This is a genomic window from Shewanella sp. SW1 (assembly GCF_025653545.1).
In the GTDB taxonomy this organism is placed as follows: Bacteria; Pseudomonadota; Gammaproteobacteria; order Enterobacterales; family Shewanellaceae; genus Shewanella; species Shewanella oncorhynchi.
In genome coordinates this window covers 156790-178999 of record NZ_JAKKSG010000009.1, presented here as the reverse complement: position 1 = coordinate 178999, position 22210 = coordinate 156790, and the positions used below count along the sequence as shown (strand labels likewise).

General features: G+C 45.7%; 15 protein-coding genes. 4 read left to right on the top strand and 11 right to left on the bottom strand.

What is annotated here, in order from left to right; translation table 11 throughout:
* Positions 1–128 precede the first annotated feature (128 nt).
* The 7 genes from L5M71_RS10320 to L5M71_RS10290 form a co-directional block, all read right to left on the bottom strand.
* Positions 129–1136 carry a catalase family peroxidase gene (locus tag L5M71_RS10320; RefSeq protein WP_263205685.1) on the bottom strand — a complete coding sequence of 336 codons (1008 nt, stop codon included), beginning with the start codon at positions 1134–1136 and terminating at the stop codon, positions 129–131.
* 209 nt (positions 1137–1345) lie between these two features.
* Positions 1346–2584, bottom strand: coding sequence for a sugar diacid recognition domain-containing protein (locus L5M71_RS10315; RefSeq protein ID WP_263205683.1), 1239 nt, complete (start codon positions 2582–2584; stop codon positions 1346–1348).
* Positions 2585–2592: 8 nt separating this feature from the next.
* Entirely contained in the window at positions 2593–3291 is a 699-nt protein-coding gene (locus L5M71_RS10310) for a uracil-DNA glycosylase family protein (protein WP_263205709.1), read from the bottom strand.
* A 110-nt stretch (positions 3292–3401) separates the two neighbouring features.
* A complete protein-coding gene (locus L5M71_RS10305; RefSeq protein WP_212599875.1) occupies positions 3402–4007 on the bottom strand; it encodes a hypothetical protein in 606 nt (201 codons plus the stop codon).
* 216 nt (positions 4008–4223) lie between these two features.
* Positions 4224–6311 (bottom strand): MtrB/PioB family decaheme-associated outer membrane protein, encoded by a 2088-nt coding sequence (locus L5M71_RS10300; RefSeq protein ID WP_173245655.1) that lies wholly within the window; start codon positions 6309–6311, stop codon positions 4224–4226.
* A 12-nt stretch (positions 6312–6323) separates the two neighbouring features.
* The gene (gene mtrA / locus L5M71_RS10295) at positions 6324–7325 is read right to left on the bottom strand and encodes a decaheme c-type cytochrome MtrA (protein WP_263205680.1); all 1002 of its coding nucleotides are present in this window, start codon (positions 7323–7325) and stop codon (positions 6324–6326) included.
* A 68-nt stretch (positions 7326–7393) separates the two neighbouring features.
* Complete coding sequence (locus L5M71_RS10290) at positions 7394–9346, bottom strand: OmcA/MtrC family decaheme c-type cytochrome (RefSeq protein WP_263205676.1); 1953 nt, start codon at positions 9344–9346, stop codon at positions 7394–7396.
* Positions 9347–9484: 138 nt separating this feature from the next.
* Between L5M71_RS10290 and L5M71_RS10285 the strand changes: the two genes are divergently transcribed.
* Positions 9485–9646 carry a hypothetical protein gene (locus L5M71_RS10285; RefSeq protein ID WP_263205673.1) on the top strand — a complete coding sequence of 54 codons (162 nt, stop codon included), beginning with the start codon at positions 9485–9487 and terminating at the stop codon, positions 9644–9646.
* A gap of 42 nt (positions 9647–9688) precedes the next feature.
* Here the strand turns inward: L5M71_RS10285 and L5M71_RS10280 are convergent, their stop codons facing one another.
* The 4 genes from L5M71_RS10280 to L5M71_RS10265 form a co-directional block, all read right to left on the bottom strand.
* Positions 9689–11881, bottom strand: a complete 2193-nt coding sequence (locus tag L5M71_RS10280) for an OmcA/MtrC family decaheme c-type cytochrome (protein WP_263205671.1) — start codon at positions 11879–11881, stop codon at positions 9689–9691.
* Between the two features lie 248 nt (positions 11882–12129).
* Positions 12130–14046, bottom strand: coding sequence for an OmcA/MtrC family decaheme c-type cytochrome (locus tag L5M71_RS10275; protein WP_263205669.1), 1917 nt, complete (start codon positions 14044–14046; stop codon positions 12130–12132).
* Between the two features lie 35 nt (positions 14047–14081).
* Positions 14082–16232 (bottom strand): MtrB/PioB family decaheme-associated outer membrane protein, encoded by a 2151-nt coding sequence (locus tag L5M71_RS10270; protein ID WP_263205665.1) that lies wholly within the window; start codon positions 16230–16232, stop codon positions 14082–14084.
* Positions 16233–16245: 13 nt separating this feature from the next.
* The gene (locus L5M71_RS10265) at positions 16246–17205 is read right to left on the bottom strand and encodes a DmsE family decaheme c-type cytochrome (RefSeq protein ID WP_263205662.1); all 960 of its coding nucleotides are present in this window, start codon (positions 17203–17205) and stop codon (positions 16246–16248) included.
* A gap of 440 nt (positions 17206–17645) precedes the next feature.
* Between L5M71_RS10265 and L5M71_RS10260 the strand changes: the two genes are divergently transcribed.
* The 3 genes from L5M71_RS10260 to glnS all read left to right on the top strand — a co-directional run bounded on the left by L5M71_RS10260 (position 17646) and on the right by glnS (position 22059).
* The gene (locus tag L5M71_RS10260) at positions 17646–17885 is read left to right on the top strand and encodes a ferrous iron transport protein A (protein WP_028760477.1); all 240 of its coding nucleotides are present in this window, start codon (positions 17646–17648) and stop codon (positions 17883–17885) included.
* On the top strand, positions 17878–20172 hold the full coding sequence (gene feoB, locus L5M71_RS10255; RefSeq protein ID WP_105252942.1) for a Fe(2+) transporter permease subunit FeoB: 2295 nt from the start codon (positions 17878–17880) through the stop codon (positions 20170–20172). Before L5M71_RS10260 ends, feoB begins: the two co-directional genes overlap by 8 nt.
* A gap of 216 nt (positions 20173–20388) precedes the next feature.
* Complete coding sequence (glnS, locus tag L5M71_RS10250) at positions 20389–22059, top strand: glutamine--tRNA ligase (RefSeq protein ID WP_219250251.1); 1671 nt, start codon at positions 20389–20391, stop codon at positions 22057–22059.
* Positions 22060–22210 lie beyond the last annotated feature (151 nt).

Sequence of the window (22210 nt, the reverse complement as noted above, 5' to 3'; positions counted from 1 at the left end):
ACAAAAATGCTTAGGTGAATTCGAATGCAGGAGGAGGCGTTTTGTCGGTAAGGGAGGCGCTTGTCGGTAAGAATTGGCAAATAGGGCTATTTGCCAATCCTAAACAGGAGGGACTTAACTCGACATCTTTATTGACGACGAATAAAGGATTCTACATAGGCTGCGGTGCGGGCATTGAGTATGGGATCGGCAGATGCAGTAATGCCCTTAGGTAATAACAGTGGGTTAAATATGCCTTTATCGCACTGTTGAACTTGGGGATCGCTGTCTCGTTCACCGTTAATCATCACTTGGCCTACCAGTAAACGCTGGCGAGTTTCAGGCCAGATCACAGTTGGGTCATTAATCTCATCCCCCATTTCGGCGAGTTGAATATAAAGGTTCCATTGTGCTGGCTGGGTTTTAATGCGCTCGAGTAATTCTGCCTTTAAAAAATCATCACTGAGATTGGCAAGTTCACTGGCTGACAGCGCGGCAGTACCTGCGACAGGTTCAAAAATCCATTTACCCGCGACCGTTTCACCTTGTTGAACACTGTTTTTTTGCGTGCTGAACAGGAAACTATTTACACCGAAGTAGCGGCTGTTGGCAAAACTTGGGCTGGGAGGCAACTGTCTAACATAGTCGAAAAAAGCTTTGGCGCTGGGTTGATTATCAATAAGCCACTGTTTACCTTCAGGGCCTTGTTTCACTTTGGTCTGAAAGTTAAAAAATTCTTCGAGATTTTTGGCAAAGAAAACGGGAACGTTAGTGGTGACAAAGTTAAGGTTTTCTTTATCGCCGTCAATTTTGAGTGACATAAAGCGCCCAGCGGTTTTATCGGAGATCTGCGGATTTGTACCGCCGAGGGAAAAGCGGGCTGTAACCTTGATACTATCTTGATTAAAAAATGGAATTGCCAACGTTTGTTGTAATTGTGGATTCGGTTTAAAACTGCCCGAGGTACAAAATCCCTTAGTGTGATTACGCAGTTTGACATTTTTACCCGCCTCGCGACTTGCCACATCGGGTGTGCCGTTGACGGCATCGACCAGTTCGGGAATGGTTTTCTCGGCCGCGATTAACGAAGGTGAAGTCAGCGCTAAGCCGCTAATGAGACAAGCTTTGGCGAGTAAAGTCAGTTTGATTGAGGTCATTATCATTCCTTTCAATGGACTAAGTAGAGAGCGCTAGCATATCGACGCGATACTATATGAAAGGATAGGAAAGGGGATACGGTATAAATCTTTCAATTAATTTTTTAGTACAGGCCAAGTTTTACTCAATTGATCTGGCCATCAGGTCGGCGCCGTCATCTGCGGGCTTTTTTCTGGCGAATCTGTTGAGTTGCTAAGTCATTTGAGCGTTAAGTTAAGCGAGTCGAAGTATCAATTAATTGCCCAAGATACAGGCTTAATAATCCATGCAGGGATTGAATGTCGGCTTGGGTGATTTGCTGAATTTTATCAAGGCGATATCTCAGTGTATTGCGATGAATAAACAGGGCATTCGCGCATTGCTGTGCATCGCCAAAGTGGGTGATGTATGCCGCTAAGGTTTTGCGTAATTGGCCGTTTTTGTCCGCCTTGGCGAGTTGCTGATAGGGCGTTGCCAGCGCCTGACCGCGCCAGTCATGTTTTAGCCCTGCAAGTAACACTTGTAGGGAATAATCTTCAAACAGGTATTTATTCCCTTCTGCATTGAGCTGCTTACCGAGTGCTAAGGTTTCTTGAGCCGTGTGATAGGAGCGCGCTATCCCACCTTTTTCCGGGAAGAAATGGCCTAGGGCAATTTTAAAGTTTAAATCCATTTGGGCGGGTAAGCGCTGCAACAGCTTATCGATGCGCTGATTTTCAAGCTCAGGATCCCATTGTTTTCCATCTAAAAAAGCAGGCTTTAGGATCACCAACTGCGACATTGAGGTCATGGCAATCAAGTTACCACGGTCAGGATATTGCAATAGATGCAGCACTTGCTTGAGGGTTTCACTGACTCTGGGGCTACGTTCATCGGCGGGCTGAGTGGATGCCTCAACTAAGTACAAGGCCGATGGGGTGGTATCGGTCTTTAAGTGGTGTTTCTGGATGTTTTTCTCGCTGATCTCAATAATGGCCGCGACTCTTGGCAGGCTGATATCAATGTCGAGCTGTTTTGCCCAGCGGTGCAACTGTGCATCATCGGTTTCAGCTTTGATCAGTTGCAGAATAAACTCTTCACGCTGGCGATTCTCCCATTGCAATTTATCCTGCAGGTTGGCTTGTTCAACAATCATTTCGGCGGTCATTTTGAGTAACTCACCATAATGGGTGAGCTCACGTGGATCACCGGTAATGCCGACAACGCCGATAATTTGTCCTTGATAATGTAAGGGTAAATTGATGCCTGGCTTAACGCCATGCAGCCCTGAGGCGACTTCTTGACTGATCTCAACATTGCGATTTTGGGCAATCGCCAGCAGCGCGCCTTCGTGGGTTGACCCTATACGCTTAGGGTCGCCTGAGCCTAAAATCACCCCTTGGCCGTTCATCACATTGATATTGTGGCCAATGATTTTCATTGTACGACTCACAATTTGCTTAGCAATGGCAGAATCAAGCAGATACATACAGGCGCCTAGTAGTGTTGAAGGTTTAACAGGGATGCAATACGCATTCTTAATCTGGGTAGCATATCGCGTTCAAACTCAGGATGCTGCTTAAGCCAAAGATTATTACGCGGGCTTGGGTGCGGCAAGACAAGATACTTAGGCCAATATTGCTGCCATTGCGCGCATGCTTGGGTCACTGTTATTGGTTTCAGTTTGGGGATGGCTGTTACTTTAGCGCTGGTCGAAATTTTACTGCTGGTTGTTTGAGGCTCAGTGATCGGCGAAGTGAGGTTTACGGCCTCGGACGATTCGCGCGGTAGATGATAGTCGATGGCATATTGGCCGAGGATCACAATTAGCTCTATTTGCGGCATTAGGGCGAGCAAGGCCTGATGCCAAGTGGCAGCACATTCGGGGCGCGGTGGTTTATCACCCTGCTTTTTACCGTTTTTTTCGATACTGCCCGGAAAACAAAATCCCATAGGGATAATGGCAAAAAGATTGGGGTCGTAGAATTGCTCCCGCGTGACATTCAACCAAGTGCGCAGCCGTTCACCGCTGGCATCGTCAAAAGGTATGCCTTTATGGTGGGTTTTCACGCCCGGAGCTTGGCCTGCAATCAAAATTCGCGCTTGGGTACTGGCCTGTAATATCGGCTTGGGCGCTAAGGGTAAATGGGCCTTACATAAAGTACAGGCGCTGATTTTTGCCAGCAGTTTAGCCATTGATGCCGAGCATGATGGCGATACAGTTACGCAAAGTGGCGATGGCGCTTTAGTGAGATTCGTCTTAGTCAATTTAATCGCTAATTTTATCGTTGCTCATTCATTTTCAATCAGGATTGGAGCATCATCACTGTTTGATATACCCAGTAGCCAAAAAGAGAATAGCCAAGGATTAAACTGATATAACTTAATATCTTAGGAATTTGATTTGTGCTTGAAGCCAAACAAATGTGGGCCAGCACAATCGTAAAGAGGGCTAATGGCGCAATCACATAGCTCAAAGCTAAGATGAATAATGCCCCTAGGCTGATGATCCAATCTGCATTGCGATTGGTGGGTTTATCGATTTGGCAAAGCTGTAGTGGCAATAAAATCAGTCCAATACCGACACAGATAATGCCTAAGTTAAGGGCGAAATCACTCCAACCTCTATGATCATAAATGGCTAACGCAATGGCAATTAATGGCACTATTAGTGCGCTTAATACATGGCGTTTAGCAAAAGTGGCGCTGCGATACTGACCCGCAAAAAAGAATAAGCCCTGTAGAAACAGATTGATTAAGGTAAAACCACCTAGGCCTAAAATGATAAATAGGCTCGCTGCGCCACCCGAAGGGTCGAACGCCATGGCGGGTAAGGGTAATAGGCTTAGCCCCAATAGTGCAGAAAGTGATAACAGCCACTGAGATTGGGAGAGTGAAGAATAAATACGCATGGGCTCAGAGGATTAACTAAAAGATTGAATTAAGATCCGCTAAAGTGAGCCAAAACTCAAGGATTAAGCTTTTTATGGGCGGACTTTTGCGCCAGAGTCTGATCTCATTCAAGATTTTTACTGTTATCTGCCATGATGTTATCGCTTTAAAAGATCCTGTTGCACTTAAACAAAAGCCCGCAAAATGCGGGCTTTTCGTGTTATGACCAGTATCGATTAGAGTTTGTAACTCATGCTCAGCATGATCATTTGCGCTGTGTAGTCATGGCTATTGCTGCCAAAGCCTACGACGTTCCAGATCCCATCGACGGCGATATCATTGGCGGCATCATTGTCTTTATAATTCTCAATTTTATAATCCAAGCGCAGCGCCATTTTCTCGGTGGCTTGATATTGAGCATATAAGTTAATGTTGTGCACTTTGGCAAAATAATCGCCATAGTCGCCTGTGATACCTTGTCTGACTTGAGTGTTACTGTCGGAGTTTGAATAAGTGTAATCCAATCCCATGCGTAACTTGTTCTCAAGCAAGTTGTTGTAGCTCAGGCCTGCCCCGACCACATCTACATTGTCTTCAATGAATCCTGTCCACGTTGGGGTGCTGTAGTTGCTGCTTCCCGCTTGTTCAGACTCAATGATTTGGTAGTTGTAGAAGGCTGTCGCCAGTAAATCATCGGTGATCATGTAGCTGATGTTGGCATCATAACTGGTGTCTTTTGACTCAGTTAAGCCAATAACTGTGTCAGAGTAGTCATCTAATGCGTAACGGGCACCGAAATCTATGGTCAAGCTGTCGATTGGCGAGTGGGTGACTCTAGCTTCAATCTGGGTTCTGTCGCGGTTAGCCAGATTGTACTTACGTAACAGGCTGTTGGTTTCAGAAGATGTCCATTCAGAAGCTTGATATTGCGAACCATCACGCTGACCGTAACTGCCCTTAACCCACATATCCCAAGTTTCAAAGCTGTTAACGCGCAAACGTGCCCAAACGGTATTTTCATCCGTGGTTTCACGGTCTTGATAATTACGGTCGTCACGTTTGAAGTCATAGCCGCCATCAAGCTTCAGTCCATGGGTAATACGATAATCCGCCGCCACTTTGAAGCGTTGGCTAGTGTTATCGTAAGGGGTGTTATAGGCCACCTTACCATTGACATTGTTGATGCTGACTTGGGTCCACTCTTCAATTTGAGTATTGTTATCACGGTCGCTATAGTCGTAGCTACCACTTAAGCGCAGTGAGTTAGTCACTTTACTGACGACTTTTAAGTTCAACCCTGTGAGGTCAACTTTGGCATCAACGGCCTCTGTTGGCACTTGATAGCCATAGCCTGAAGTGACTAATGCTTGGTCTTGACTCATTTGTCCCGCAAGCACACGACCTGTTAACACATTTGTATTGTCGTTGTATTGACCCATGAGCGACACTGTGTGTGACTGGTTGTCAGGGTCAAGGGCGAGTGTGCCAGAGGTTTGAGCACCAAAGGTCGGATTGAAGGCACTGTCGAAGTTTAACTGGTTGTACTCGTTCTTAAAAATTGAGCCATTGTAGTTAAGTGCAGTGAACCAACGATCGCCTTTTAGTTTAATGCCAGCTTCAATGGAGTCAGTGGTGTAATCAACTGGCTCAGCTAACATCATGGATTGGTTAAAGAATCCACCTGATGTTTTTTTCAAGCCGGTTTTTTCTTCACGCATGTAGCTCACATGCGTACTCCACAGGGATTCACCTTGATAGTCAAAACCTAACCCTGTGCGCTCACGTTTGAGCGACAGTTCTAAGGCATTTAGGTTGTCCATCAGTAACGGCATCTGGCTGCTTGAACCCGCAGTTACCCAGTTGTCTGGCAAGGTTAAATTATCGCTGCCGACACCAGAGTAGGGCGTTAAGGCACTATTACTGTTGTAAGTGGCGATTTGGCGATAGTTTACATTGACATTATACTGGCCTTGTTTGCCCGCATTGACATCTAAACGGCCACCATCCATGCCCAGTTGATAAGCTTCAACGCTGGCTTGATAGCCTTTCTCACCACGGAAGGTGACATCGGCATCAAATTTACCCGCAACTTCGTTTGAAGTCCCAAAGGCATTCGCCGAGCGAATATCCTCTTCGCTGTTGTAACCTACGCCAACACCCACAGTGCCAGACGTACCCGTTTCAACAACGCAGCCTTTACAGCTCCAAGCGGACATTTTGACTTTTTCTGTATTGGCATTGGCTAGGCCATACCCGTCGGCCGCTATTGCAAAACCTGTGTTTGCTAGTAACGCCAGAGTGATCAAATTGAGTTTAAATTTCATTTTCTCGTCTCCTTAGCGCTGTAATAGCTTGCCAGATGGATGGTTTGAACCATGGACCTGACTGTGGCAATTTAAACAGCTTCTTCCACCCGTAAAGGCATTGTCGCCGACGTTTGAACCTAAACCAGTGTTACCTAAGTAAGCATTGCTGGCGTGGCCATCGCTAGCGTGACATTGCTGACACAGCTGCGGTGCGCGGGTTTTCAACATGGCATCATTCACACTGCCGTGAGGATTGTGGCAAGTCACACAGTTCTCAGTGACGGGTGCATGTTCCCACAGTTTTGGGCCGCGTTTCTCGGCGTGGCAGGAGTAACAGGTTTCGTTAATGCTAGGCTTGTTTAGATCGGAATCTGTCATGCTCCCATGGGGATTATGACAATCGCTACAGGTCATTTGAGCCCATTTTAGTGGGTGACTTGAGCGTTTATTCATGTCTGCTTTTTGCTTAGTGTGACAGCTAGTACAGACTTCCATTTCGGTGTTTTTTGATAACACAGGATCTTTTGCGACATGCACTTGGTGGCATGAGGCACAAGCAACATCGGCATTGTCATGGTGACTACCGTTCCAAGATACGCGTTTATCATCTTGGTGACAGCTCATACAGACACTGTTTTGTTTTTCTGCACTTAAGGTCGATTGCTTACCAAAAGTGATCATCGGCTCGTTGCCGCCTTTATTGTGTTGACCCATAGGACCATGACAGGCTTCACATTGCAGGCCAGCCATTGGGCTCTTTGATGAATCAATGGCGCCATGAACACCTTTGAAGAGGTCCATCACTTTTTCAGATTTTTTGTGGCACATCAAACAAGAATCGGCACCTTTAGGGGAGTAGCTGCCTTCGGCAAACTTCTTATCTAAGGTGGCTTCGACTTGTTCTGGAGTCATTTTGTCATCCCACTTTGAGGCGTGTGCACTCGGTGTGATGCATAAAGATATCACTGCAGACATTGCCATGGAGATGACAAGTGCCGGCAGTAGGTTTTTCATTTTTAGGCTGTTCTTCATAATAGGCTTCCCAATTTGTCCCAACAAAATTCAAGAAAGGGGGAGCGAACTCCCCCTGCTTGGGCAAATTACATCTTCACCTGAGTGTGATCTGTTGGTGTGGGTTTGTGACAGTAGAAACAGGTTTCTGACTGCGCCGCTTGATTGGCTTGAACATAATCACCGTTCACAATCGCGCCCATATTTTCTAAGCCGTGGCCAATAGATTCTGGCGCGTGGCATGAAGTACAAGTGGCAGTGATTGGCGTGGTGTATTTACCCGCAGTTGTTGCCAGAGCGCCTTTGACCTTGAATGCATCTAGGTTGAAGTCGTTATGACATTGGGTACATTCTTTGATGACACCTTGTTTACCATGAACAACGTGTAATTTCATCTCCAACGCACCTTTGTTAGCACCACTTGCATAGGTACCATCTGGGGTATGACAAGCGACACACGCATCCACACCGACGATTGGCTTACCGCTGGCATCTTTTGCATGTGATAGCTGTTCTGTCATCACAAAACCCGCATGGTGGCCTTTGTGAATTTCGAAGCTATCACCGTGACAACCTTGACAGGTACCAAACTCAACTGAGTTAACATGACGCATGCTCGGTGCTTTACCAGACTTAGTGCCAAAAGCTAGTTCGGCTTTCATGCTCGTTGTTGCGCTGTCTGCGGTACATGCAGTTAAGCTTGTACCAGTGCTACACACTTCTAAACCGATAATGGTAAAGGCGGTATCAGTATCGCCTGCACCGAAAGGTAGAACGGGTGTTGTAAAGACCAATTTACCGTCAACTAAGGTTACACCTTCTTGCAGGGCGCCATCTTTGACTAAGTCTTTCGCTATTTTCGCTTTACCGCTACCTGGACTTGGGTTGTAGCCCATGATCGGGAAGTTAGGGCCAACGTTGGTAACGGACTCTAAACGTTTAATCTTATCTTGAACGGTTGCCGCATCAATTGCGTTACCATCTTTGTCTAAGATAGACACGGTTAATACTGCAGTATCATCAGCTTGACCAGCAAGTGCTGCTGACATACCTAACTGAGCGATAACGGCTTTTTTGTCTGCAGTCTTACCTGTGTGCAGTTCTGCAGTCCAATCGCTGTTATGACAGGCGATACAGTTGGAGTTATCTAGCTGTTGTGAGTGACCTTTACCAGCAGCAAAGTCCACTGCGCTATGGCAGCTTCCACATGAGGCAGCAGTTGGGATACGTGACCAATTACTCCAATCAGGCGTAGCCTCATTTGCAACGTGACAGCTTTGACAGCTTTCTAATGAGCCTAAGGTGAGGTCTTTGTGTTTAGCGTGAACGAGAACATTGAACTCTTTACCAACACCGACTTTTCCGGCTGTGTGGCAAGTTGCACAGTAATTAACGTCAGAATACGCGCCGCCATGTTTAACATTGGCTAAATCTTGGTGACAAGTATTACAGCTTTCTGTGGCGACAATTTTGCGACTATATGTTGGCAGTGCGCCAGTATCGGCAGTGAAGTCGACAAAGGCGTTACTGTTTGGTACTTGAGTACCATCGGGAAGCGGAGTGTTATAAGCGCGGATTAATACCCGTTGAGCTAACTGTTCGTTATAGGTGACTTTAGTGTTAGCAGTCAGGTTCATGCTAAAAGTATAACTGTAGTGACCGTTTTTCTTGTCAACGAAAGTCCCAGGGCATGTTGCAGCGACATCACAGGTTTCATCACCAAAGTACTGCCATTGTGACGCATTACCTGCACCAGTTGCGCCTTGTGGGATTAATTGTGCTGCGGCAAAACGCATTTTTTGTAGGCCAACAACGGGTAAATCATTTTCGTTAGTGACGGTAAACTCAACACTCGGAATACCGTTAGTGACGACAGATTTGTCAAAGGCGAAATTAAGGGTTTGAATCGCTGGAGCAGGTTCGCCACCAGGTTCACCGGGATTACCATCATTACCATCGCTGCCACCACAGCCCGCTAAGGCCATAGTGACTGCACTTGCTGCTAACAGCAGTGCGATTTTAGTTGTTTGTGCGTTCATCATTTTTTTCCCTGCATAGGTTTGGCATTGCTTAAACGCTATGTTCTAGAGCCAACAGATTCTATGTCTGTGTTTTTGGTCATTAGAAGCGACTTAAGTGGATGCTGGAAATAGAATTCCCCAAGGAAAGGCTAACCTAACATGACCTTAAAATCTCCAAGGCCTTTGCTAATGTGTGACTTGGATCTTTCTATTTCTAAAGAGGTATTTAAAGCGAGAGGTAAAAATGATTCTAGAACAAAAAAACAGCGGGGTTTTGAAAGGGAAGAATATAAAGAGAGAGGTAACAACCTCTCTCTTTAATAACAATAAAAACATTGCTCTGAATGAGAGCGTTACATCTGTTTAGTTACCGTGGACTTCACTCAATTGAGCTGGTGTATGGCAAGTCGCACAGCTTTCAGATGCACGGGTTTGCACATCGGCTGCGCTAGTACCGTTTAAGATACCACCGTTAGCCTCAATATGAGATTTAGCGGCATCAGAGAGATATTTCTGGTGACAGCTTAAACATGCGCCTGCATCAGAAGAGACCCAAATATCGGTACCGTTATTGTTGATGTCACCAAAACGCCATGTGCGTTCAGGTGCACGGCCTAAGGTAATACCTGTAATGACGTTTGATTTATCTACAGTATGACATGTAGCACAATCAGTTTTAAGCACAGTGCCCGATTGTACGCCTGCATATTTTAGATAATGGCCTTCACGTTCGTGAGCTTTCCAAGCAAAGCTAGTTGGGATTTTGCCACCAGGATAGCTTGAATCGGCTTTAAGGGTTTTGTCTGATGTATGACAAGTTTGGCAGTTTACACCATTGTCATAGTGGTGAATTTCTTGATTGTGACAACCTTGACATTTTGTTGGGTCAATAATATCACGACGAGTAGCTGCTTTAGCTGTGCTATCCACAGCATTATCTTTCCAAACGAAGTGATAAGGAGCTTCTTTGACTGGGACTTTGTGTGTGTTAGCTGTCGCACAATCTGTCATCACAACATCCGCAACGCCATAGCCACCATTGTTGAAACATACTTCCAATGTTGACCATAGTTCGAATGTTTTACCATTTGCATCTGCGGGTAAATTGAACTTAGTGCCAGTCAATGAGTAGGTTTTATTGGCTTCGTTATAGGTACCTTCACTTAGAGCAATGCGACGGTTACTGTAAGAAGCCGTAGCAGAACTCGGGAAGTCTTTATCAGAATCCCATGCAACTACAACACGCGAGCCCTGGTTCACGAAGGCTTTGTCAATCGCATTGCCATCTTTATCAATAACTTGAACATCGAAAGTGATTTTGCCTGTGGCATTGATACCTACATTGCTGAACTTAATACCCATAGTTTTAGTGTCAGAGTAAGCTTTCAGCACATCGCCATGACGTTTAGCCGCACTGCCTGTTCCACCATAGGGTTGAGTTGCATTATGACAGGCAACACAGTCATTGCTGCTGTGGTGAGCAGATGGTTTTTCAGTGTGACAACCAATACAGGCTTGATTACTTAAATCAGCCTTAAATAGATCGGCATTAGCTGGCGCGTTCGTTCCTTCTACGTGACAGGCTGCACAATCCGCGGCAGGTTTTAATGGGAAACCAACCTTGCCATAGTCAATGACTTTACCGCCATACCCCACAATTTTATATGGTGCAGGAACTTCCGCTCCAGTTTCATCATAGGTATGACGTTCGCCACCTTTATGGATAGCATGAATCATGTAAGTAAATTCAATGCTATTGCCTGATTCAGGGTCACCAGAGGTTGCCGTATGGCAAGATGCACAGTTCTCAATATCAACTCTGCGGCCGCCGTGTAACTCTAAACTTTCTGGTTGGTGACAGGTGTAACAGGCTGTTATTGAAACAACGTTACGTGTTTGGATTCCTTCTGTTTTACCTGTTGAAGGCTGCCAGTCAAAATGTGCGTTTGCTGAAAGTTGTGGTAACTCAAGCTCTAAGGTTGCACGTTGAGTCGCTTCAGCGCTGTAAGTGATGGCTAAGGGCTCAGTGACATTGGCGATATTGGCTTGATAGGTATAACTGTAGTTGCCATCACCATGATCGACTAAACATGTATCACACTTGGCTGCAGCTTCAACGTTGGCTTGATATTGAGCGGATGGATTGAGGTTATCCACGCCAGAAGGCACTGTGCCAGGTTCTTTTTTCGTATTGATATAGGCTTGCCATTGGTAACCGCGGTCAGCGGGTTTTGCTGGATCTTCTGTTGCTACTGTTACGTGGCTAAGTTGCGCAATACCAAAGCGAATGTCGTGATCTTTATTCAAGCCAAGTACAGCCACACCATTCGCATTTTCTAATGTGAAATTAACAGTCACTTTACCTGCATCGACTGTGGCGTTAGTGAAACTTGCTTTCAGTGTAGGAGTTGAATCGATATTAACACCGACAACGCCCGGTTTTCCGTCTTCACCATCTTTACCGTCACTACCACCGCAACCGGCGAGTAGTAGAGAGAGTAAACCGGCACCCAACATCGCTTTTGTTGCGGTATTGAAATTGAACCGTTTCATCATGATATTTCCCTGCAATAGTTGTAATCATCATCAAACGCTTGGCAAATAAGAATAAATCTCATTACCCGCATAAGATGTGTGGAATTAGTTTTCCATCTGTAAGGCTAACTAAGTCACTGGTATTTATCAGTCACTTTAGGCGGGTAATGTGACTGAGATCTGACTATTTCTTTAGGAGTAGATGGCTGCATCGTATGAGTTCCTTTTATATCTGCAGTTGCTGGCCTTTTTAGGCCAGCATCATAGGGTTAGTTTATTGGATGCACTTTCAACACGTCCGCGACTCCGCCCTGTCCATGACAGAAAGCACAGGTTTCAGTTCCTGCGGTTGCATCGGATTTTGTACCTGCAAAAACAGCACCTTGCTGAGCCATGTGGTTATGAGTGCTGGTATCTGAATGGCAGTTGCTACACACAGCGGCAATTGGGCTGGTAAAAGTGCCGTTATTGAGGGCAAGGGGTTGCACCGCTGAATTTAAGGGGAGGGCGACGGTAGAAATTCCCGCAGTATCGTTAACATGGCATTGGGCACAGTTACCGATTTTTCCTGGGTAGTTTAGGCTTTCAAACCCCGTGAATTGACTGGTGTGAATACCGTGGATCAGCTGCTTAAAGTCAAATGACGTGATTGAAGGATTGGCTGCCGTCGCATCGGCCAGCATATTGGCGTTATGGCATAGCTGGCATTGACCATCGAGATCGTTACGTGAGCCGTGAATATTCAGTTTTTGATCACCATGGCAATTACCGCAGCTTGCATTACTCACAACGCTACGGCGACCTTCATTGCTCAATGCTGCCATATCAAAATAACTGTGGCTGGATTTAATCACTAACACTTCCGCCAGTTCAGTCGTGCAATCAACCAGTACTTTATCTTTGGCACAGACTCTGCCTTGAATCGCAAGTCCGCCATGATCCGTTTCAGTGCCTGCTGGCACGGTAAGGCCCGCTATCGTATAGGTATAAATGCCATTAGAGCCTGATATGGGTGTGGATTCCGGCAGTTTAATCGAGCGAGCTGAACGGGTCGCATAATCAAAACTGGTTCCCCAGTTGGCATATACCCTTAAATCATTGATAAGTTTTAGCTTATCGGCACTTTCGCTATACACAGTTCCTGTGGCTGGATTCATCAGCTTAACCGCAACAGTGACCGTACCATTGGCATCCATACTGGCGCTGGTGATACTTGGGCTAAATTGCATCAATGCCGCAGTTTTAGCTTCATCACTGTGTACGCTTGCGGTCCAGTCGGCATTATGACACGCCACGCAGTTACTGTTATCTGTTTGCACTGGGTGTCCTTCGCCTGCGGGGAAATTGATCTGTGTATGACAGGCACCACAGGCTTGCATGGTCGGGACTCTGCGCCAGTTTTGCTGTTCGGTTAACTCAGCCTTATCGACGTGACAGGTTTGGCAGTCACTAATGGGTTGCGGGAAGCCGGTTAAATGTTTGCTGTGGATCATTTGTGGGAAAATATCAGGGTTACTGACTTTTTTGCTGTTATGGCAGGTGACGCAGGTTTCGATTTGATCATATCTACTGCCATGGAAAGCTAGATTACTGTGGCAACTATTACAGGTCTCTATTGTGACTAAGTTGCGGGTGTAAGCGACATTACTACCTGAAGATTGCCAGTCATAATGCTGATTGGTTATAGGTAAGGGCGTGTTATCGGCAAGTTTATCGCCGCCAATTTTGACCACCATTCTTTGGGTCGCTTCGGGCATAAACGTCACTCCATTCATGCCATTAAATGCGGTGCTGAAGGTATAACTGTAGTGACCATTTTTATGATCTGTGAGACTGCCAGGGCAAGTTGTCGCGCAGGTTTCAGCGGTAAAGTGCTGCCATTCACTGCTATTCCCCGCTCCTGTATAACCTTGGGGGAGAAGCTGCGCAGCAATAAATGTCGCCGATGGGATACCAATCACGGCTTCATCATCTTGATTGCTTACTTGAAAATCCACTTGAGCAATGCCATCTGTCATCGCGACTTTATCGACCATGATGTTAAGGCTAGTTATCGTTAATGCTGGCGGTTTCGCAGGCTCACCGGGATTACCATCTTGGCCGTTATCACCGCCACAGGCGCTTAATAGCGAGACTAAGGCCAGCATAAGACTGAATTGAGTGCGAATTTTTGCAAACTTGTTCATATTTCTATCCTTGGAATGCGCTGTCAGTGCCTAAGTTACATTTGGTAGCTTAAGGTCAAGCCTAAGTAGTGAGCGTTGTAGTCGTGGCCCATATCACCAAAACTGAGTACGTTGGGAATCGTGTCCCAGCTTGTGCCTTGGTTTTGCCAGTTAGCATCTTGATATTTTTCAAATAACCAATCGACGCGCAGCGACATACTGTCGGCAAACTTATATTTGGCGTAGGCATTAATATTGTGTTTGCGGGCGTAAAAATCGCCATAGGGGCTGGTGATGCCGTAGGTCACTTCGGTATCACTCTGTCCATCGGAATAGCTGTAATCCAAACCAATATCGAGGTGATGATTGAGCAGGTTTTGATAACTAAGCCCTGCACCAATCAAGGTCGATTTTTCCTCTGCAGTGCTGTACCAATCGGGTGTCGAGAAGGAATTACTGCCCGCTTGGTCTGAATCGCGCCAATCTTGGTTAACAAAGGCGGTTAAATTGAGGTCACTGCTCAGCATATATTGGGCTGACAAGTCGTAACCGAGATAGGACACCTTTGTTAGACCTACTAGGGTATGATGATAGTCGTCATTAATACTGTGTAAGCTGGCACCAAGAGATAGACCAATGTCGCTCTGATAATCCGTGTGTAAGGTGACTTTCTGTCTTTTTCTATCGGCAAGGTAGGATTTACGTAGCCAAGGATTACTTGAACTTTGAGTGGTTGCGACGGGATGATATTCACTGCCATCTCGCTCTAGTGCTTCTCCTTTCAACCAAGCTGACCATGCGGGCGAATAGCGATAACTTAGTTTAGCAAACACGCCAGATTCATCGATGGATTGGCGGTCGAGTTCGGCATAATCGTTTTCATTATGGCTGTAACCCGCTTCGGCATAAGCCGCTGAGGTAAAACGGTATTTGCTTTTAAGTTCGAGTTTTTTGGTGCGCTTATCATAAAGGCTATTTTGGGCTGTGCCTTGATTAATACTGTCGGTGACGATCTGCGGAAAGTCTAATTGAGCCGTTTTATTATCTCTGTCTTGATAGTTGTAACTTGCCTGCATACTTAAATCTTGGTTGATCCGTCCTGAATATTTAAGGTCCATCTCTACAATATCGACTTGGCCATTTAAGGTATCCGCAGGCAGGACGGGCGATGGGCCATTGATGGTGGCAGGAATAAAGGTGTCATCTTGGGTCATGCGGCTAAAGCCTGCGTGCATCAATACATTTTGACCATTTGCCCCCCCTGAGACTTCTGCGGCAACTCGGTAGGCTTTATTGTCGGGGTCGACCGCATTCTGGCCTAAGTATGCTGCACCAAAGGTGGGTGTGTAGGCTGATTGCCACTGCATGGCTTGGTGATCATTTTTATATTGGCTGATTTGGCTATTGATGCCTGCTTGCCAGCCTGAACCGTTAAAATAAACTCTCGCATCGACTTCATCAGTACTGTCATCAATTGGTTGGGCTAGCATAACGCTATTGGTGAGTATATTGGCGCTGGTCTTTTTGGCGCCGCTACGGTCTTCATGCTGATAGTTTAGCGAGGCTTTGTAGTGACTGTTATTGTCACCTTCAGGTGATATTTTGCCCGCGTAGTAACCACCAATACTAAAGCGATCACGTTGAATGCTTAAATCTTGGCTAACAAGGCTGCTCTGTAACATAGGCATAGATTGCGTTGTGCCGCCTGTTATCCAGTTATCGGGCAATAACATTTTATCTTGCGCTGAGGTATAGGGGCTTTTGAGTTGATTATGGTTATAGTTTGCTAAGCCTCTATAACCCAAGTTGATTTGATAGTTTCCCAGCCTTCCGGTTGTGAGCATGGCAGAGCCAGCGTCAAAGCCTAACTTGTCCGCGACCAGCTCGGTTTGATAACCCGACGGTGTTTTGTACATCATATCCGCACCGACGGCGCCAACGAGACCCTCGTTATCTGTCCCAGTACTGTTACCGAAACGGCTGTCCTCACTATCGTTGTAAGCGAGGCTGGTACTGACATTGCCAATATGACCTGTCTTAGGTTGGCATTGCTTACAGCTCCATGCCTCGGTCTTTATGTTACTTCGATTCGCTTCTTGCAGCTCATAACCTTCGGCGTGTGCTTGAGTCAAAACACCGCTTATCGCCCAAGCCAGCAAAGTGAGGGAGAAATAAGCGCTAGGGTAGGACATTTTAGCTGTTCGCATGATCATTCCCTTGTTATCTCTGTAGTAATTTGCCAGAAGGATGGTTAGAGCCATGCACTTGTCCGTGACAATTCATACAGGAATTACCAGAAGTGAAGGCATTGGTTTGATTGCCAAAATAGGCATTACTGCTATGGCCATCCGAAGCGTGACACTGCTGACACAGTTGTGGCGGTTTGCTGATCAGCATGGCTTCGTTCACGCTGCCATGGGGATTGTGGCAATTAGCGCAGTTGTCGGTGACGGGGGCATGTTCCCACAGTTTAGGGCCGCGCTTTTCGGCATGACAGCTATAGCAATTTTCATTAACACTCATTTGCTTCAAGCTTGAATCGTTTAAACTGCCGTGGGGATTATGGCAGTCACTGCACACCATTTGTTGCCACTGTAATGGATGCGCCGAGCGCTTGTGCATATCGGCTTTTTGTTGGGTATGGCATTGGGTACAAATGGCGACTTCATTGGCTTTATCGCTGATAGGATCTTTTGCGGTATGCACTTGATGGCAGCTGCTACAGACGACATCGGCGTTATCGTGGTGATTGCCTTTCCATGCGGTACGTTGACTGTCATTGTGGCAACTCATACAGACACTGTTTTGCTTTTGCGCGGGAACAGGGGAGTTTGCGCCAAAGGTGATCATCGGCTCTTTGCCACCTTTATTATGATTCCCTAACGGGCCGTGGCAGGCTTCGCACTGCAAATCGGCCATGGGTGAACCTTTCACCTTGGGGTTGCCATGAACCCCCTCAAATATCGCCATCACCACGGCACTTTTTTTGTGGCACATCAGGCAAGTATCAGCGCCTTTAGCGGAATACTTACCTTCGGCGAATTTTTTGTCTAATGTCGCAACAACTTCTTCTGGTTTTTTGTCATCCCAAGGGGTCGCTGAGGCCGAAACGCTCGCGATTGATAACAAAATACATAGCATAGCCTTAGCTATGCTTCTGAACTTTAGCCCTATTTCCATGGTTATGTTTTCCCGAGTGCATTTATATTTGTTATTTTTACGCTTTCGACATTGCTAATTTAGCTTATTGAGCTCGGTTAATATTAGAACAAGTGCGTGACACGTGCTTAACATTGCGTGGTCTTTTCACTGTAAAGAGGGATGATTTTACAGGCGATATAGATTAAGTGTGATTTTGATCACACTTGTTTCGGGTGGGATTTGTTTACAGCGTTTTGACTTCTGTGCATCGCTTTATAGTCACTAATGCAAAGGTGCAGATTTTTATTTTCGGTTGGTCGTTTATTCATTGGAATTTTTATCACATAATACCCAACACAATTGAAAACTATTATCGTTACCAATCAAAAATCTTGATCTAGGTAAAGTTATTAGTGTCATCGCTCGGTTACAATGGGTGCAGTTTTTCGAGCTGAACCTGTTGCAAGGTGGAATACGTAATGAAGTTAAGCGAACTCAGTCCCGGCGATCGCGGTCTTATTTCTGAAGTGGGGCGTTTGGCGCTGCCACAAACCGTGAAGCGCAAGTTGTTGTCCATGGGGATCACGCCAAATACGCGTTTTTTATTGATCCGATACGCACCTATGGGTTCTGGTCTCGAACTGGATATTCGTGGTAGTAAACTTTGTATGCGCAGAGATTTGGCAGACATCATTGAGGTGGAAAAGACGAATGGCTAAGCAGTTTCATTGCGTCACAGTAGGAAACCCTAACGCGGGTAAATCTACACTCTTTAACGCGCTAACAGGCGCAAATCAGCAAGTGGGTAACTGGTCTGGTGTTACGGTCGAAAAAAAGACTGGTCATTTCACCTTAAACGGTGCTGACGTCTATCTGACAGACTTACCGGGTATTTACGACCTTCTTCCTGCGGGTAATAGTTGCGATTGTTCACTTGATGAGCAAATTGCGCAGCAATACCTTGCCGAGCAACGTGTCGATGGCATTATCAATTTAGTCGATGCCACTAATATCGAACGTCACTTATATCTCACGGCCCAATTGCGTGAACTCGCTATCCCTATGGTAGTGGTGCTGAATAAAATTGATTCGGCTGTCAAACGTGGGATTAAAGTCGATTTAAAGAAAATGAGCCAAGAGCTGGGTTGCCCTGTGATTGGCGTGTGTTCGCGAGATCCTGCCGATGTCGCTAAAGTTCAGGCACAGGTACTCGATTTACTTCAAGGCCGAGTCTCAGAAGCCCCATTAGTGCTTCATTATGATGAACAAATTGAAGCGGGCGTGCAGTTACTTTGCAGCAAAGATGCCCAATTAAGTCGCGGCCGCGCTTTAGCTATGCTAGGTAATGGTTCGGGTTGTGGTAGCTGTAAAAATGCTGAACTGCAGGATGAAGTGAATTCCTGTACTCAGATTATCGCTCAGCAAGGCCATGATATTGAAGTGATGGTGGCGACCACGCGCTTTAATTTCGTTGAACAAGTTTTTCAAGGTTCAGTGAAAGAGTCAGGGTTCCTCACCCTCAGTGACAAATTAGATAAACTCGTTTTACATCCTGTACTTGGCATTCCTGTGTTCTTGTTTGTGATGTATTTGATGTTTATGTTCAGCATTAATATTGGCAGTGCTTTTATTGATTTCTTTGATGTTTTTGCTGGCGCACTGTTTGTCGATCACTTCGGTTCATTCTTGACGAGCATGGGCTCTCCGGCTTGGTTGGTCACTATCTTAGCGGGCGGTGTCGGCCAAGGCATTCAAACCGTATCAACCTTTATTCCTGTTATTGCGGCGCTTTTCCTCGGTTTGTCGATCCTCGAAAGTTCTGGCTACATGGCGCGCGCTGCATTTGTGGTTGACGGTTTAATGCGTCGTATTGGCCTGCCTGGTAAAGCATTCGTTCCTATGATTGTCGGTTTTGGTTGTTCAGTGCCTGCAATTATGGCGACGCGAACCTTAGGCAGTGAGCGTGAGCGTATTGTGACAGGGATGATGGCACCATTTATGTCCTGTGGTGCACGTCTTCCTGTTTATGCACTATTTGCGGCGGCTTTCTTCCCCGATTCAGGTCAGAATTTAGTCTTCTTGCTGTATATTATTGGTATCTTTGCCGCTATCGGTACGGGTTTATTACTCAGAAGCACTTTATTACCCGGCAGCAGTAGCGCTGTGGTGATGGAGCTGCCAAGTTATGAACTACCTAAGCTGAAAGCTGTTATGGTTCGTACAGGTAAACGCACTAAGAGTTTTATCTTAGGCGCAGGTAAAACGATTGTTCTAGTCGTGACCTTATTGAACTTCATCAATGCTATTGGTGTTGATGGCACATTTGGCCATGAAGATAGCCAAGCATCTTTGCTGAGTGTCGCGAGTCAAAAAATCACGCCTATCTTCTCGCCTATGGGCATAGAGCAGGATAACTGGCCTGCAACCGTCGGTATTATCACGGGTATTTTCGCCAAAGAAGCGGTTGTTGGTACCTTAAACAGTCTATACAGCAGCGCGGCGCCGACAGATGAAGAGCTTGCACCATTGAGCGAAAGCTTTAATGCGGCTCTGGCAACGATTCCAGCTAACTTGTTTGGTTTAGATCTTGAAGATCCGCTTAAACTGTCGGTCGGTGATTTAACCAATAAAGAAACCGTTGCTGAAGAACAAGGTGTTGCGACATCGACTTTCGGTGCTTTACAAGCAGGTTTTAGTGGTAAAGTTGCGGCTTTCTCCTATTTGCTGTTTATCTTACTTTATACTCCTTGTGTTGCGGCAATGGGCGCCTTAGTGCATGAGTTTGGTTCTCGGTGGGCGACGTTCGCGGCAACGTGGACTTTCTCACTGGCTTATGGTTCTGCAACGGTAGTTTATCAAGCCGCTACCTTTACGCAGCACCCAGTTCAATCAAGTCTGTGGATTGGTTTCTTCTTGTTTGCATTAGCCGCTTTTTATCTGTGGTTGAAACGTAAGGGTAAAAGAAGCCAGCAGATTATTCCTGGGATCCGCATTATCACCGAGTAAGATTTACTGAGTCAGCATGACTGAATAATAAATGTCAGCTTAGTTAGGTCAAAGATAAAAGCAGCTTTCATGGCTGCTTTTATTGTTTTACTATCGCGGTTATAACCCTAAACAGTCAAAAACCAGAGTTTTTAACCCTAGGCATTGTAACTAGTAGTGATCTGTAGGATCATGCTGGTTTTCTTAAAATTGCCATTGTTCGCAAAGAGGAATTCCATGAGTCATGTGGACACTGAAGTACGTCCGAGTAACTTTATTCGTAATATCATAGATGAAGATTTACAAAGCGGTAAGCACACGAGTGTACAGACTCGTTTCCCGCCGGAACCGAATGGCTATCTTCATATTGGTCATGCTAAATCTATCTGCTTAAATTTTGGGATAGCGCGAGACTATAACGGTCTGTGTAATTTACGTTTTGACGATACTAATCCTGAAAAAGAAGACATTGATTATGTGAATTCTATTCAGGCGGATGTGCGTTGGCTTGGATTCCAGTGGGATGGTGATGTTCGCTATTCATCAAACTATTTTGATCAGTTACATCAATATGCGGTTGAACTGATTAATAAAGGTTTAGCTTATGTGTGTTTTTTGAATGCGGATGAAACCCGTGAATACCGTGGTACGTTAAAAGAGCCAGGTAAAAACAGTCCTTTTCGCGACACATCAGTCGAAGAAAACCTCGCCTTATTCGCTAAGATGCGCGACGGTGGTTTTAAAGAAGGTGAGTGCGCATTGCGTGCCAAAATTGATATGGCATCGCCATTCATGTGTATGCGCGATCCTATCATCTACCGTATTCGTTTTGCCCATCATCATCAAACAGGTGACAAGTGGTGCATTTACCCTATGTACGACTTCACGCACTGTATTTCTGATGCGTTAGAACATATTACCCACTCTTTATGTACATTAGAGTTCCAAGACAACCGTCGTTTATACGACTGGGTGTTGGATAATTTGAATGATTTTCAAGCGCCGAATCGTACTCGTCAATACGAGTTTTCACGCTTAAATCTCGAATATACCTTGATGTCTAAACGTAAGCTGAATGACCTTGTGACCCGTAAACTCGTGTCAGGTTGGGATGACCCACGTATGCCAACGATTGCAGGCTTACGTCGCCGTGGTTATACACCGGCGTCAATTCGCGAGTTCTGTCAACGTATCGGCGTGACTAAGCAAGAGAATATGATTGAAGTCGGCATGTTAGATGCGTGTATTCGTGAAGAATTGAACGAACATGCACCGCGTGCGATGGCCGTATTGCGTCCATTGAAAGTCATCATTGAAAACTATGCTGAAGGTGAACTTGAGTACATTCAAGCGGCCGCTCATCCAAATGATGAGAGCATGGGGACGCGTGAATTAGCCTTTGGCCGAGAAATATTGATCGATGTGGCTGACTTTAAAGAAGAAGCCAATAAACAATACAAACGCTTAGTTACAGGCAAAGAAGTGCGTTTACGTAATGCCTATGTGATTAAAGCTGAACGTTGTGACAAAGACAGCGAAGGCAATATCACGACGGTTTACTGTACTTATGATCCTGAAACTTTAGGCAAAAACCCTGCTGATGGCCGTAAAGTTAAAGGCGTGATCCATTGGGTTGAGGCATCTACTGCTAAGCCTGCTGAATTCCGTCTCTATCAGCGTTTATTTACCGATCCTAATCCTGCTGCGGCAGAGACTGTGGATGAAGTGTTAAACCCTGAATCATTGATCGTTGTACAAGGTTTTGCAGAAGCAAGCCTAGTGAATGCACCTGCGGAACAAGCCTATCAGTTTGAGCGTGAAGGCTATTTCTGTGCTGACAGCAAAGATTCGTCAGCGGATAATTTAGTGTTTAACTTAACTGTAGCGCTGCGTGATTCTTTCGAATGATTTTGCTTAAGTGGATCTGTTTGACTGAATGAGTAAAACAGATCTGCTAACTCGCTCAGAGCGTTAATTCAACTCAAAAAAGAAGGCCTTTGCGGCCTTCTTTTTTATTTTCTGCTACAAATCAATTGCGACGCAGAGCTTGAGTTGCTGT